A 13521-nucleotide genomic window follows, 5' to 3' on the forward strand; every position below is an offset into this window, starting at 1 on the left:
CATCGGCGTCGGGCGCGGCCGATCCGTCCGGGTTCTTCACCTGCAACGCCACCTTCGCGACATCGCGCGCGGCATAGCGGTCGCGATCGGCCTTCACCGACACGCCCATGCGATGCCCTTCCAGCCAGTGCTGTTGTGGCGGGGCAAGGTGCCGCTGGATGCGCAGGGCGCGGCACGGGTGGATGTGCCGCTGTCGGACGCGCTGACCGCGTTCAGGCTGGTCGCGATCGCGCTGGACGCAAAGGGCCAGGCGTTCGGGATGGGCGAGGCGAGCATCCGCAGCGCGCAGGACCTGAGCATCTTCGCAGGGCTTCCGCCGCTGGTGCGCGACGGCGACGTCTTTTCGGCCGGGTTCACGCTGCGCAACGGATCGGCCCGGGCGATGACGGTGACGGCAAGCGTCGAACTCTCGCCGCGCGTGGCGCGGGGGCGCGACCTGACGGTGGAGATCCCGGCGGGCGGCGCGGTGCCGATCGCGTGGAACCTGACCGCGCCGCGCGGGATCGACAAGCTGCAGTGGAAGGTGACGGCCAGGGACGCGAGCGGCAAGGCGAGCGACGCGATCACCGTGGCGCAGGACATCGCGCCGGCCGTGCCGGTCGAGACCTGGGCGGCGTCGCTGGTGCGGGTGGGTGCTGATGGTTCTGAGGGCGGCTCTGTGTCGATCGCGCCGCCGGCGGGGGCGCTGGCCGGGTTCGGCAGCGTTACCGTGCAGCTGACCGATACGCTGACGCCGCCCCTGCAGGGGGTGCGCGATTACATGGCGGCCTATCCCTATGGCTGTTTCGAGCAGCGCATGTCGAAGGCGGTGGTGCTGGGTGACAGCGGCATGTGGAATACGCTCGCCGGGGAGATGCCGGTCTATCTGGATGGCGACGGGCTGCTCAAATATTTTCCCTCCGACAATTTGAAGGGGTCGGAGGCGCTGACCGCCTATGTGCTGTCGATCGCCGCCGAGGCGGGGTTGCCGATCCCGGAGGGGCCGCGCGCGCGGATGATCGAGGCGCTGAAGGCGGTGCTCGACGGGCGGCTGCGGCACGAGGATTATGGCGATGTGCGGCTGCAGAAGGTGGCGGCGTTCGCGGCGCTGGCGCGACAGGGCGCGGCGACGAGCGCGATGCTGGGACAGATCGGCATGACGCCGCAGGACATGCCGACCTCGACGCTGGCAGACTATATCGCGGCGATGGGCAGGGTGCCGGGGCTGGCCAATGGTCCGCAGTTGCGCGCGGCGGCGGAGGACGTGCTGAAGACGCGGCTGGTCTATGAAGGGACGCGGATCGACCTGTCTGACAAGGCGAATTCGCCATGGTGGCTGATGGCGTCGGGCGACGAAGCGGTGATGAAGGCGCTGGCGGCGGTGCTGGGGCGGCCGGGCTTTGTCGGCGAGGGGCCGAAGATGATGGTCGGCGCGGCGCTGCGCCAGCAACGCGGGCGTTGGGACACGACGACGGCCAATGCCTGGGGCGTGGTCGCGGCGCGGCGCTTTGCCGCGCTCTATCCGGCGAGCGCGGTGGCGGGGATCACCACCGGCACGCTGGGCGGGCAGAGCGTATCGCGCGCGTGGCCGTTGCCCGATCCGGCGCGAACGTTCGTGTTCGCGCTGCCGAGTGCCCCGTCGCCGCTGACGCTCGGCCAGACGGGCGGGGCGGGGCCGTGGGCCATGGTGCAGGTGAAGGCGGCGGGGCCGCTGCGCGAGGCGCTGAGCGCTGGCTATACGCTGGCGAAGAAGACCGAGGTGGTTCAGGCCAGGACCAGGGGCGTGCTGACGCGGGGCGACGTGGTCCGCGTGACGCTGACCGTGACGGCGAGCGCCGACCGCAACTGGGTGGTGGTGGCCGATCCGGTGCCGGCCGGCGCGACGGTGATCGGGGCGCTGGGCGGTCAGTCGGAGATGCTGGCCGAGGGCGGAGCGGGCGACGGCGCACAGCCGAGCTATGTCGAGCGTGGCCGCGACGCGTGGCGCGGCTATTTCGCGTGGCTGCCGCGCGGCACGCATGTGGTGAGCTATACGATGCGGCTGAATGCGGCGGGGCGCTTGCAGCTGCCGCCATCGCGGGTCGAGGCGATGTACTCGCCGGAAATCCGCGCGGCGGTGCCCAATGCGCCGATGGTGGTGGCGCAGCGGTGAAGAGCGACGATACGGGCCGTCACCCCCGCCTGGCGATCACTTGTGGCGCGGTGGATACCGGCACAAGGCCGGGATGACGAAGATTGGACGGATGGGGCGTTTCGCGTCCTTGACGATGCTGCGTTCGCTGTGGACGTGCATCGAGGCCCCGACGCATCGAGCGTGGTGGCGCGGCCCGCGGGTCGCGATGGCGGGCGTGCTGTTGCTCGCGGCACTCTACGCGGCGGCGAACTATGCGACGCTGCCGCCGCCGCTGCCTTCGCATCTCGCGACGATCGCCGCGTGGAAGCCGTCCGAAGCGTGGCTGTACGATCGCGACGGGCGGCTGCTCGACAGTTCGCGCGTGGACTTCGCGGCGCGGCGGCTGGCGTGGGTGCCGCTCGACAAGGTGGCGCCCGATGCGGTGACGGCGCTGGTCGCGGCGGAGGACAAGCGCTTTCGCGCGCACCACGGGATCGACTGGTGGTCGGTCGCCGGATCGCTGCGCGACAGAGTGGAGGGCGAGCGGACGCGCGGGGCGTCGACGCTGTCGATGCAGGTCGCGGCCTATCTGGCGCCCGACCTCGCCATGCCGGGCGCGCGCGGGTGGCTGGACAAGCTGCGCCAGATGCGCGCGGGCGCCGCGCTGGAGCGGGCATGGTCGAAGGACGAGATCCTGGAAGCGTACCTGAACCTGGCCGGGTTTCGCGGCGAGGCGCAGGGGATCGGCGCGGCGGCACTGGGCCTGCTGGGCAAGACGCCCGCCGCGCTGACTCGCGACGACGGGCTGATGCTGGCGGCGCTGTTGCCCAACCCGCGCGCTGGTGCCGAAGAGGTCGCGCGGCGGGCATGTGCGCTGGCGCGGGAGAAGGACTGCATCCGGTTTGCCGCGGCGGCGGCGTCGATGCTGGGGCCGGCGCGCAGCCTGGCGCTCGATCCGGGGCTGGCGCCGCATCTGGCGAACAGGCTGCTGGCTCAACCCGGCCTCAAGGTCGCGACGACGATCGACGCGAATGTGCAGCGGCTCGCCATCCGCGCGCTGCGGCGGCAGTTGCAGGGGCTGGGGGGGACGCGTGCGCGCGACGGGGCGGTGGTGGTGGCCGAAAACGCAACCGGCGAGATCCTGGCCTGGGTCGGCGGGATCGGCGGGGCGTCGACCGCGCCCTTCGTCGACGGGGCGGCAAGCTATCGCCAGGCGGGATCGACGCTGAAGCCGTTCCTTTACGCGCTCGGGCTGGAGAAGGGGTATCTGACGCCGGCATCGATCCTGGATGATTCGCCGGTGCAGCTGGATACGGCGTCGGGGCTGTACGTGCCGCAGAATTACGACCGCGCCTTCAAGGGCCCGGTGAGCGCGCGCGCGGCGCTGGCGGGATCGTTGAACGTGCCCGCGGTGCGCACGCTGTTGCTGACCGGAGTCGAGCCGTTCCGCGACCGGTTGTGGGACACCGGCTATCGCGGGCTAACCCAGGATGGCGACTATTATGGCTATAGCCTGGCGCTGGGGTCGGCCGAGGTGACGTTGATCGAGCAGGTCGCGGCGTATCGCAGCCTGGCGCTGGGCGGGCGGTGGAGTCCGTTGCAGGTCCGCAAGGGCGCCGCGAACGAGGCGGCGCGGGCGACGACGACGCCGCAGGCTGCGTGGCTGGTCGCCGACATGCTGGCCGATCCCAATGCGCGTGCCGGCACGTTCGGGATGGAATCGGCGCTGCGCCTGCCGTTCTGGGCGGCGGTGAAGACGGGCACGTCAAAGGCGATGCGCGACAATTGGTGCATCGGCTTTTCGGACCGGTTCACGGTCGGCGTGTGGGTCGGCAATCTGGAGGGCGATCCGATGCGCGCGGTATCGGGCACGAGCGGCGCGGCACCGGTGTGGCGCGACGTGATGATGGCGCTGCATGCCGCGCGGCCAGGCCGGGCGCCGGCGATGCCGCGCGGGATCGAGGCGCGGCAGGTGCGGTTCGAGGCCGGAATCGAACAGCCCCGCCGCGAATATTTTCTGGCCGGCACGGGGATGAGCCGGGTCGCGGCGGCACCCGCGCTGGCGCGGCGCGCGAAGATCGTCAGCCCCGTATCGGGCAGCGTCTATGCGATCGATCCCGATATTCCGATCGATCGGCAACGCATGATGATCGCCGTGGCGGGCGAAGTGACCGGGCACCGGCTGGAGTTGGACGGCCGCGAACTGGGCGCGGCGGATGCGCGGCCGATGGTGCTGGCCGGGCCGGGGCGGCACCGGTTGCGGCTGGTCGCACCGAGTGGGCGCGCGGTGGACCAGGTGCTGTTCACGGTGAGATGATCCGGATCGGTCGGCGCCGATGGCCGAACCGCCCCGCTCCCCCACGCGGCCACCCGTAGAATAACCTGCGATTGGATACCCGGCCGGGGGAGCGGGCCGGTACGCCTCGTAACGCGAAACGCCGGACGCATCCCGCCGACCTGTGGCTCACCAGAAGTTGCCACAGAGCCACAGATCGGCAGGAAGTGCGCCCGGCGCCCGCCGCAGCGCGTGGTGAATCGAACTTTACCGACTCGCGCGCGTTGCGGTGTTCTGGTCCCATCCCTTTCGGGACCGGCTTCGGTTTAGCCGCGCCGGCAGCGTACCCGCCGGCGCGGCACTTTTTTGTGCAGTCTGGCCGGTGCGAAGTCCGGCTCGGCACGGGCCGAACCGGACAGAGGCGCTTACCAGAAGAAGTTGCGGATCACGCGGATCACCTGGCCGCGGCGGACGTCGACCAGCAGCACGTCGTCATAGTGACGCACCCAGCGCTGGGTCGGCGCGGTCCGGGGCAGGCGGTAGCGCCACGGATCGTTGATGTAATAGCGGCTGCCATAATATTGCGGCGCGATGCGAACGCCTTCGCGGAAGCCGTAATAGCGGAACGGCGCGCGCCAGTTGCCGCGGGCATAGACGCCGCGGTTGCGGTCGCGCCAGCCGCGCCAGTCGTCACGGCCCCAGGCGCGGTTGCGGTCCTGGACCGAATCGCGCACGTCGCGGCGGGCCTCACGCACGTCGCGCTGCTCGCGGCGGACGTCGCGGCGGTCGCCATAACGCTGCGCCTGACGCAGTTCGCGCTGCTCCTCGCGCAGTTGCTCGCGATCGCGGCGCACTTCGCGCGTGGTCTGGGCCGAGGCGGCGGGCACCATCGCGGGGGTGGCGACGGCGGCCATCAGCGCGGCCAGGATCAGTTTCTTCTTCATCTTGCTCCTCCTTCGAGTCGCACCGGGTCTCTCCCGGCGTGAGACATCCTCTAGCCCCGCGCGACTGAACGCGGCGGGAATGGGTCTGTCAGCGAAATGAAAGCTGAGAAGTTGCTGAAGGGGCGTTGGGGATAAGAGTCGCACGAGATCCCGGCCTTCGCCGGGATGGGAATCGTGGATGCCCGTTACGGCCCGTTGCCGCCGGGTCCGCCGGTGCCGGGCGCGCCGACGGTGCCGATATTGCCGAACAGATCCTCAAAGAAGCCGCGCTTGCGGCCGAGCGTCGGGGTAGTCTTGTTCGACGGATTGATCGAGGCGATCTGCTCGACCCCCGTGCGCGTGATCTCGGCGACGTTGCCGGCGGCGTCGAAGCGGATGCGCAACGTGGTCTGGCTGCGCGCCTTGGGATCGTTGAACGCATAGTTGCGGCTGTCGCGGCCGACATAATACCATTCGCCGTCGTTGAACTGGCTGGTCAGCGTCGGCTTGCCGAGCGTCGCCAGCACCGACTGGCGATTGTCCACGCCCACCTGCACCGAGTTCACAAGATCGGCATCGACGACATAGCCCTGATAGCTGCGCAGCGGGGCGCACGCGCCGGCGCCGAGCAGGGCGGTGCCCGCGAGCGCGATGACAAGGAAACGGGCGGAACTCATGTTGGCACTCTCCGGCACGGACACGCTGCGCGCAGCCCATCAGACTCGTCGGCCCGCGCATTGCATCGCGCGCCAATCGCCTCAATATGCGGCCAAGCCCGGTTGAACAAGCGGGGTCGCATAACCGGGCAAGTGGAGCTTTACGATGGGATTGTGGCAGCGATTGGCCGGGCGCAAGGCGGCGAACCCCGCCGCGGCGCTCTATACGGCGGTCGTCGGCATCGGGCGCGAGCCGGACTGGTATGTCGCGGGCGCGGTGCCCGACACCGTTGACGGGCGGTTCGACATGATCGCGAGCGTGCTGGCGCTGGTCATGCTGCGGCTGGAGGCCGAACCCACGCCCGCCGCGGCGGCGGCATCGGCGCGGCTGACCGAATGTTTCGTCGAGGACATGGACGGGCAGCTGCGCCAGTTCGGCGTCGGCGACGTGATCGTCGGCAAGCGCGTCGGCAAGATCATGGGCCTGGTCGGCGGGCGGCTGGCCGCGTATCGCGAGGGGCTGAACGGCGCAGCGAGCCTGGAGGATGCGCTGGTGCGCAACCTGTATCGCGGGGTGGACCCGGGCGAGGCGGCGGTTACGCATGTCGCCGCAAGGCTGCGCGCGCTGCATGGCGAACTGGCGAAGGTCGAGCTGGACGCGCTGATGGCCGGCAGGCTCTCGGCATGACCCCGGAGTTTTCGCGGCCCATCCGGCTGGACGCGATCGGCGAGGGCGAGAAGCGCGTTGCGCTGAGCGCGGACGAAGGCGAGCGGGCGGCGCTGGCCAAGCGGTTCGGCCTGATCGCGATCGAGCGGCTGGAGGCAGAGTTCGGCGTGCGGCGCGATGCGGCGGGCGTGTTGGCGCGCGGCACGCTGACCGGCGCGGTGGTGCAGGCTTGCAGCGTGACGGGCGAGCCGGTGCCGGCGCGGATCGACGAGGCGTTCGACCTGCGCTTCCTGCCCGAGCCGGGGGAAACGGGCGACGAGGTCGAGCTGAACGAGGACGAGTGCGACACGGTGTTCTATACCGGCGGCGCGATCGACCTGGGCGAGGCGGCGGCGGAGACGCTGGCGCTGGCGCTTGATCCATTTCCGCGCAGTGCCAACGCCGAGGCCGCGCTGCGCGAAGCGGGTGTGCTGAGCGAGGACGAGAACCCGACCGGACCCTTTGCGGCGCTGGCGAAGCTCAAGAAGCGGGATTGAACGCGCGCAGCCGGGCGGCGGCGGCCTTCAGATCGGCGACGAAGGCTTCATATTCCTGCGCCTTGCGCGCCTCTTCCGGGATGCGCAGCAGGAAGCTGGGATGAACGGTGATCCAGGCTTCGCCACCACCGTCGGGCAAGTCGATCGGCGACCCGCGTTCGCGTGAGATGGTGACGGTGCGCCCGAGCAGCGAGCGCGCGGCGGTGGCGCCGAGCGCGATGGTGACCTGGGGACGGACGATCAGCCGCTCCTGCTCGATCCACCAGCGGCAGGCGCTGATCTCGCCGGCGTCCGGCTTGGCGTGGATGCGGCGCTTGCCGCGTTGCTCGAACTTGAAGTGCTTGACCGCGTTGGTGAGATAAGCCTTGCCGCGATCGATCCCGGCCTCGGCCAGCGCACGGTCGAGCACTTGGCCAGCGGGGCCGATAAAGGGACGGCCGGCCAGATCCTCCTGATCGCCAGGCTGTTCGCCGACCAGCATCAGCGCGGCATCGACCGGCCCCTCGCCGAACACGGTTTGCGTGGCGTGCTCATAAAGGTGGCAGCGCGTGCAGTGCGCCGCCTCTTCGCGTAGCGCCGCCCAGGCGGACTGGCTGTTGCTGCCCGTTGCACGCGGCGGTGCGGTTCGCGCCTGTTCGACCATCGCCACCTCTCGCGCCCGTGCGCCCTTGATGAGTTCGCCCACCAGCGCGGTCTCGGGCATGTTCTTCCAGTATTTGCGCGGCATTTCCTTGAGCATCGCCCCGGTCTTCAGCCGCGCGGGATTGAAGATCGAGGCGTAATAGGTCTTCCACACCGCTTCGGTTGGGTCGTCCTGCGGCGCGTCTTCCTTGGTCGCGCCGGGGCCTTCGCTCAGCGTCGCGCCGTCCCAATGCAACGACACTTCGGGCGTCAGGATCGACCAGCGCATTGAGTTGAAGCGGTCGACGAAGAAGCGCGCATTGGCGCGGACGATGTGGTGCTCGGGCTCGAACCAGGCGACATATGTGGAGTCGGCCGCACCAGCCCGCTCCCCCACCCCGCCACCCATTTCAGAATATCCTGCCGATGGGTGGCGGGGTGGGGGAGCGGGCTGGTGCGGCACTTCACGGAAACGCAGGAACGCGCGCATCTTGTGGATGTCGCGGCGCACCGCCTTGGCCATGGTTTCGAGCCGGCGGACGAGCGGGTCGGCGCCGTCTTCGATCACATGGCCGTTGGCGAGCGCGCGGGTTAGCAGCGTGTAGAGCAGCGCGAAGCGTTCCGGGTCGCCATGCAGGATTACTTCGCGGGCGAGTTCGACGAAGCGGCGGGGAACGCGAAGTTGTTCGCCGCCGCCTGTCAGCACGCCCTCATCGCCGAACAGGTCGGCGGGGGCCTCACCGACCTGCCAGACGATGTCGCCCGGTGGCACCCGCGCGGCCGCCAGCGCACGGGCGGCGTCGCGCCAGCCCTCGAAATCATCCGGCGCAGCTAACGCGACGGACCGCATCTACTCCCGCGCATCCCCGGGCAGCTCTTCCTCGGCGCGCTCCACCTCCTTGGGCTTGCGCTTCTCGAACACCGCGGCGATCCGCGACTTGGTTTCCTCGTCCAAATCCTTGGACGCGGCGGGGAACATCTCTTCCTCCTCCTCGTCGATATGGTGGAGGTAGCGGTGGCGCAGGTCCTTGAAGGTCTTGGCCCATTCGTCGCTCGACGGATCGCCCTCGACCAGTTCGCCCAGGAAATCGTCGATCTCCTTGTGCTCCGACACCGAATGCCGCGCCTCGTCGCGCAGGTCCGGGTTGGCGAGCATGGTGGCGTAGAGCGATTCCTCTTCCGCGGCGGCATGGGCCTGAAGCTCGACGCGCAGCTCCTCGAACAGGGTCGCGCGCTCCTCGCCATCGGGGTCGCTCGACGCGATGCGGGCGAACAGGTCGCGGTGGCGGTCGTGATCGGCTTTCAGGTCCCGGAAGATGCGGTCGTCGGCCATGAAGGGTCTCCTTTGCCCGCTCAACCGCCGCGCGCTGCGCTTGTTTCAGACGCGACTCATTCTCAAGCGGCGAAGAGCTCGAGCTGTTCCTTCTTCGGCGCGACGATCGGGCGAAGGTCGGCGCGATCGGACAGGGTGACCGGCCGCCAATCGTCGGCGATCAGGAAGGGCCGCAGCTTGGCGACCGAGACCGTGAGACGACCGACATCGGCGAGGCTCAGCCGCCGCCAGCGCCGCGCGAGGATGATCTTGTCCACCGCCTTTACCCCCAGACCCGGCACGCGCAGCAGCATCTCACGCGGGGCGCGATTGACGTCGACGGGAAAGCGATGACGATGCTTCAATGCCCAGGAGAGCTTGGGATCGATGTCGAGCGGCATCATGCCGGTCGCGGGATCGGCGGCGTCGGCGACTTCGTCCGGGCCATAGTCGTAGAAGCGCATCAGCCAGTCGGATTGATAGAGCCGATGTTCGCGCATCAGCGGCGGGCGTTGCAGCGGGAGCACGGCGCTGGCGTCCGGGATCGGGCTGAACGCCGAATAATAGACGCGGCGCAGGTTGAACCGGCCGTAGAGGCCGGAGGCGCGCTGAACGATGTCGCGGTCGGTTGCCGCATCGGCGCCGACGATCATCTGAGTCGACTGACCCGCGGGCGCGAATTTGGGGGCGGAGCGGTAGCGCTTTGCAGCGTCCGACTTGTCCTCGATCTCCTGCCGAAGGCCGCGCATCGCCCCTTCGATGCGGGGCGCGGACTTTTCGGGAGCGAGGCGGGCGAGGCCGGCGACGGTGGGCAGCTCGACATTGATCGAGAGGCGATCGGCATGAAGGCCGGCCTGGCGCAGCAATTCGGGATCGGCGTCGGGGATCGTCTTCAAGTGGATATAGCCGCGGAAATCATGATCCTCACGCAGGGAGCGCGCGACCTCGACGATCTGCTCCATCGTGTAGTTGGAGGAGCGGATGATGCCGGAGGAGAGGAACAGCCCCTCGATATAATTGCGGCGGTAGAAGTCGAGCGTGAGCTTCACGACCTCCTGCGCGGTGAAGCGCGCGCGGCGGACGTTCGAGCTTTTGCGGTTGATGCAATAATGGCAGTCGAAGATGCAGCTGTTGGTCAGCAGGATCTTGAGCAGGCTGATGCAGCGGCCGTCGGGGGCATAGGCGTGGCAGATCCCCATTCCCTCCGTCGAGCCAATGCCCTTGCCACCCGCGGACTTGCGCTTGGCGGTGCCTGAGGACGCGCAGGAGGCGTCGTATTTCGCGGCGTCCGCGAGGATTTCGAGCTTTTCGCGCAGGTCGAGCTGGGCCATTCGTTCAATATATGTTCTGGTGCTTCCCGTGTCGAGTCAAAGGCTTAGCTTTTGATCGCTGACGCGGGCCGGCACCGCCCTTCAGCAATGCTGGCGCAACCGCCTTTCGCGACGAAGCGACCAGAGGATCGCGACGCACAGCAGGGAGGCGAGCGCGAGGTAGAGGTGCAGGCCGGACCATGGCTGCCAGCCCCAGAACTCGCTGGGCAGCGTGCGCAGCTGGCCATTCAGGAACAGGCGCGTCCAGATGAGGTCGCGCAGCGGGTCCTGATAGTCGGTCGGGGCCATGATCTCGGTCGCGGCGATGACGAGGCTGATCGCGATGCTGGCGGCGAGGAGCAGGGCGGCAAGCGCGCGTTCCCAGCGGTCGGCGCTGGCCCATAGCGCGCCGGACGCGATGGCGAGAAAGCCGAGCGCCGGGACGGCGTGGCGCGGGCCGGTCGAGTTGCCGCCATCCCAATAGGCGTAGGAGGCGTTGTAGAGAAAGGCGACCAGCGTGACGGCGAGCGCGAGCAGGCCGAGGTCGCGCGTCGCCGGGTTGCGCATCAGCGTCCAGAAACCGAATGGGGCGAGCAGCATGACGGGCGCGACCCACAGCATGCCGCGGCGGCTGCCGAACGTGATTCCGTAGAGCACATCGAGCTTTGGATAGGTGAGGCCGAACAGCCCCTGCTGCATCCCTTCGAACCCCACCACGCCCGAATAGCCGAGGCGGAACGGCGTGCCGAAGGCGAGGAGATTATAGCCGATCAGCGGGAGAAGGGCGGCGGTTCCGGCGGCGGCGGCGACCAGGTAGCAGCGGCGCTTGTCGGCGGCCGGCAAGTGGCGGCTGCGCCAGAGTGCCCATAAGGCGATCGGGAGCGCGGTGAGCAGCGCGCTATATTCAATGACCAGCGCCCAGCCGAGCAGCGCGCCGGCGAGCGCGGCATGGCGGGCGGGGCGGGCGGCTGTGCCCGTGCCGCGCCAGACCGCCCAGGTGGCAAGGACAAGCAAGGCGGCGACGGGCGCGTGGCCGAACAGGGTGGTGGACCAGCCCCAGACCGGGCCGCCGAGCGCATAGGCGAGCGCGGCGAACAGGCCGGCGCCGCGGCTGCCCGTGGCGCGGCCGACCAGGTCGAGCAACGCGACGGACGCGAGCGCGGTAAGCAGCGCGACGAGGCCGGCCGTGACGAGACGCTGGCGTAGCGTCAAATACCGGCTGAGGCCGGCTCCTTCGAACACGCGCTGCACGTCGCTGGACCGGATGTCGGTGAGTGCATTGCCGAGCGCGACGGCGGGGACTGCCATCAGCGTCATGCCCGGCGCCTTGTCGAGGTAGAAGTGACCGTCGAACCGGGCCTTGTCGATCGTCATGTCGGCGAACGCGTCGATGCGCGCGTCGCCGGTTTCGGCAATGGCGATGGCGGCGAACATCCGGGTCGCATTGTTGGGGTTAAACGGCCAGGATCCGAACCAGGCGCAAGACAGCCAGACCAGCGCGAGAAGCAGCGCGGCGGTGGTGCGGCGAGCTGACCCTAGGTTGCTAATCTTGCGCTACTCCGCGTCGAGGATCAGCCCCTGCAAGCGCGGGGACCCAGCGTCGATTGCGGTGTCTCGCGCAACCCTGGGCCCCTGCTTTCGCAGGGGAACAGGGGTTGGACAAGAGCGGCGGCGGCAGCGGTCCGCGTCCCCGGCACGCGGCTTATTCGGGCAGCACCTTTTCGGCTTCCTTGCGCTGGCGCGCCTCGGCCTTGCCGCGGCGCAGTTCCTGTGCGCCGCAGCCGATGCCGCCGCCCGGGCCGACGGTGGTGCAACTGCCGATGCCGGTGTTGCCGACGGTCATCGTATCCTGCTGGCGCACGGCCCAGCTTTCATTCTCGCGCTTCACTTCCTGATCGCGCAGATCCTTGGGGATGCGATAGCGTTCCTCGGCCGGGCGGCGGACGCACACCACGATCTCGTCGCCATCGGCATTGGTCGGGCATTTGTCGTCGCCATAGATGACGAGCACGCCGTCCTGCGGCGCGTTCTGCGCGAAGCCCGGCACGCCGATCGCCAGCAGCGGCAGCGCAGTGATCCCGGCGAGGGCCAGCAAGGTGGTCTTCATGGGCTTCCTCCTCAAATCCGTTTCGACAGCTGGATCGCCGCGCGGCAAACCAGCCGGATCGCGCCCGAAAGCAGCGGATAGGCGATCGCCGTCTCTGCACCCGCCGCCAGCGCCGCGTCGCGATGTTCCAGTTCCTCGGCCTGGAAATCGCGCACGGCGTCCGCCAGCACGGGGTCGGCATCGGACAGCTGCGCCAGCTGATCGGCATAGTGCCGGTCGATCTCGGTTTCGACCGCCACGGTACAGGCCATCGCCGCCGCAGGGCCGATCGCCGCCGTGACTGCGCCCAGGGCATGGCCGCCGACCTTCCACAGCGGTTGCAGGGCGGTCGGCCGTACGCCGCGGTCGATCATCAGCGCGTCGAAGAAGCGGCGGTGCCGTTCCTCCTGATTGGCCATGCCGGCAATCGCGCGCGCGGCGTCGCTGCGGTCGCCCATCACGGCAAGCTGCCCGCCATAGATGCGAGTCGCGCCATATTCGCCCGCCTGATCGACGCGGATCATTGCCGCCGTATCGGGGCGCGGGTCGCCCGGCTTCCACTTCATCGCCGCTTACTCTTCGACATCAAGATTGCGATCACCAACGCGCCACCGAGCGAAAGGATCGCGTTCCAGCCGGCGAGCGAGATGCCGAGCCAGCTCCACGGCGCGACGTCACAGCGGATCAGCGGCGCGTTCATGATGGAATCGAGCGTGACCGCGCCGCCGCCCATGGTGGTGGCGCAGCGCGTCAGCCCTTCCCACCAGCCATATTCGACCCCGGCATGAAAGGCGCCGATCGCCCCGCTGATCGCGATGAGCAGCGCCGCAAGCCAGACGAGCGGCACGCGCGCCGGCCGAACCACGAACGAGCCGAGCGCGACGAGGATCGCGGCATAATGCGGCCAGCGCTGCCACATGCACATCTCGCACGGATAGAGTCCGCCCAGATACTGGCTGCCGAGCGCGCCCGCCATCAGCGCGAGCGGGAGCAGCAGCGCCAGCCATTGCGCGGTGCGGTGTGCCGGGCGTGGCGTGCGCAAG

Annotated in this window: 13 protein-coding genes; 4 read left to right on the forward strand and 9 right to left on the reverse strand. The window is 69.3% G+C overall.

Annotated features, from left to right (window positions below):
• Positions 1–112 precede the first annotated feature (112 nt).
• On the forward strand, positions 113–2131 hold the full coding sequence (locus tag BFL28_RS08140) for an alpha-2-macroglobulin family protein (RefSeq protein ID WP_069320090.1): 2019 nt from the start codon (positions 113–115) through the stop codon (positions 2129–2131).
• A gap of 187 nt (positions 2132–2318) precedes the next feature.
• Positions 2319–4409, forward strand: coding sequence for a penicillin-binding protein 1C (pbpC, locus tag BFL28_RS08145; RefSeq protein WP_069320141.1), 2091 nt, complete (start codon positions 2319–2321; stop codon positions 4407–4409).
• A gap of 383 nt (positions 4410–4792) precedes the next feature.
• Here pbpC and BFL28_RS08150 read toward each other — a convergent pair whose 3' ends face one another.
• The gene (locus tag BFL28_RS08150; RefSeq protein ID WP_069320091.1) at positions 4793–5311 is read right to left on the reverse strand and encodes an RcnB family protein; all 519 of its coding nucleotides are present in this window, start codon (positions 5309–5311) and stop codon (positions 4793–4795) included.
• Positions 5312–5496: 185 nt separating this feature from the next.
• Positions 5497–5967, reverse strand: coding sequence for an outer membrane protein assembly factor BamE (locus BFL28_RS08155; protein WP_069320142.1), 471 nt, complete (start codon positions 5965–5967; stop codon positions 5497–5499).
• 145 nt (positions 5968–6112) lie between these two features.
• On the opposite strand from BFL28_RS08155, the gene BFL28_RS08160 reads away from it, so the two are divergent.
• Together BFL28_RS08160 and BFL28_RS08165 are read left to right on the forward strand one after the other, a co-directional pair.
• Entirely contained in the window at positions 6113–6634 is a 522-nt protein-coding gene (locus tag BFL28_RS08160) for a ubiquinol-cytochrome C chaperone family protein (protein WP_069320092.1), read from the forward strand.
• On the forward strand, positions 6631–7149 hold the full coding sequence (locus tag BFL28_RS08165; RefSeq protein WP_069320093.1) for a DUF177 domain-containing protein: 519 nt from the start codon (positions 6631–6633) through the stop codon (positions 7147–7149). Before BFL28_RS08160 ends, BFL28_RS08165 begins: the two co-directional genes overlap by 4 nt.
• On the opposite strand, the gene BFL28_RS08170 is transcribed toward BFL28_RS08165, so the two are convergent.
• The 7 genes from BFL28_RS08170 to BFL28_RS08200 form a co-directional block, all read right to left on the reverse strand.
• The gene (locus tag BFL28_RS08170) at positions 7133–8620 is read right to left on the reverse strand and encodes a UdgX family uracil-DNA binding protein (RefSeq protein WP_069320094.1); all 1488 of its coding nucleotides are present in this window, start codon (positions 8618–8620) and stop codon (positions 7133–7135) included. The two genes, BFL28_RS08165 and BFL28_RS08170, sit on opposite strands and share 17 nt — an antisense overlap.
• Positions 8621–9103 (reverse strand): hemerythrin domain-containing protein, encoded by a 483-nt coding sequence (locus tag BFL28_RS08175; protein ID WP_069320095.1) that lies wholly within the window; start codon positions 9101–9103, stop codon positions 8621–8623.
• 62 nt (positions 9104–9165) lie between these two features.
• On the reverse strand, positions 9166–10413 hold the full coding sequence (locus BFL28_RS08180; protein ID WP_069320096.1) for a putative DNA modification/repair radical SAM protein: 1248 nt from the start codon (positions 10411–10413) through the stop codon (positions 9166–9168).
• An 81-nt stretch (positions 10414–10494) separates the two neighbouring features.
• Positions 10495–11826, reverse strand: a complete 1332-nt coding sequence (locus BFL28_RS08185; protein ID WP_241527268.1) for a hypothetical protein — start codon at positions 11824–11826, stop codon at positions 10495–10497.
• A 268-nt stretch (positions 11827–12094) separates the two neighbouring features.
• Positions 12095–12499: a hypothetical protein gene (locus BFL28_RS08190; RefSeq protein ID WP_069320098.1), complete on the reverse strand. Its 405-nt coding sequence runs from the start codon at positions 12497–12499 to the stop codon at positions 12095–12097.
• Between the two features lie 11 nt (positions 12500–12510).
• Positions 12511–13044 (reverse strand): demethoxyubiquinone hydroxylase family protein, encoded by a 534-nt coding sequence (locus tag BFL28_RS08195; RefSeq protein ID WP_069320099.1) that lies wholly within the window; start codon positions 13042–13044, stop codon positions 12511–12513.
• Complete coding sequence (locus BFL28_RS08200) at positions 13041–13520, reverse strand: disulfide bond formation protein B (RefSeq protein ID WP_277620999.1); 480 nt, start codon at positions 13518–13520, stop codon at positions 13041–13043. Before BFL28_RS08200 ends, BFL28_RS08195 begins: the two co-directional genes overlap by 4 nt.
• Position 13521: the final 1 nt, after the last annotated feature.

Source organism: Sphingomonas turrisvirgatae, assembly GCF_001721295.1.
Classification (GTDB): Bacteria; Pseudomonadota; Alphaproteobacteria; order Sphingomonadales; family Sphingomonadaceae; genus Sphingomonas; species Sphingomonas turrisvirgatae.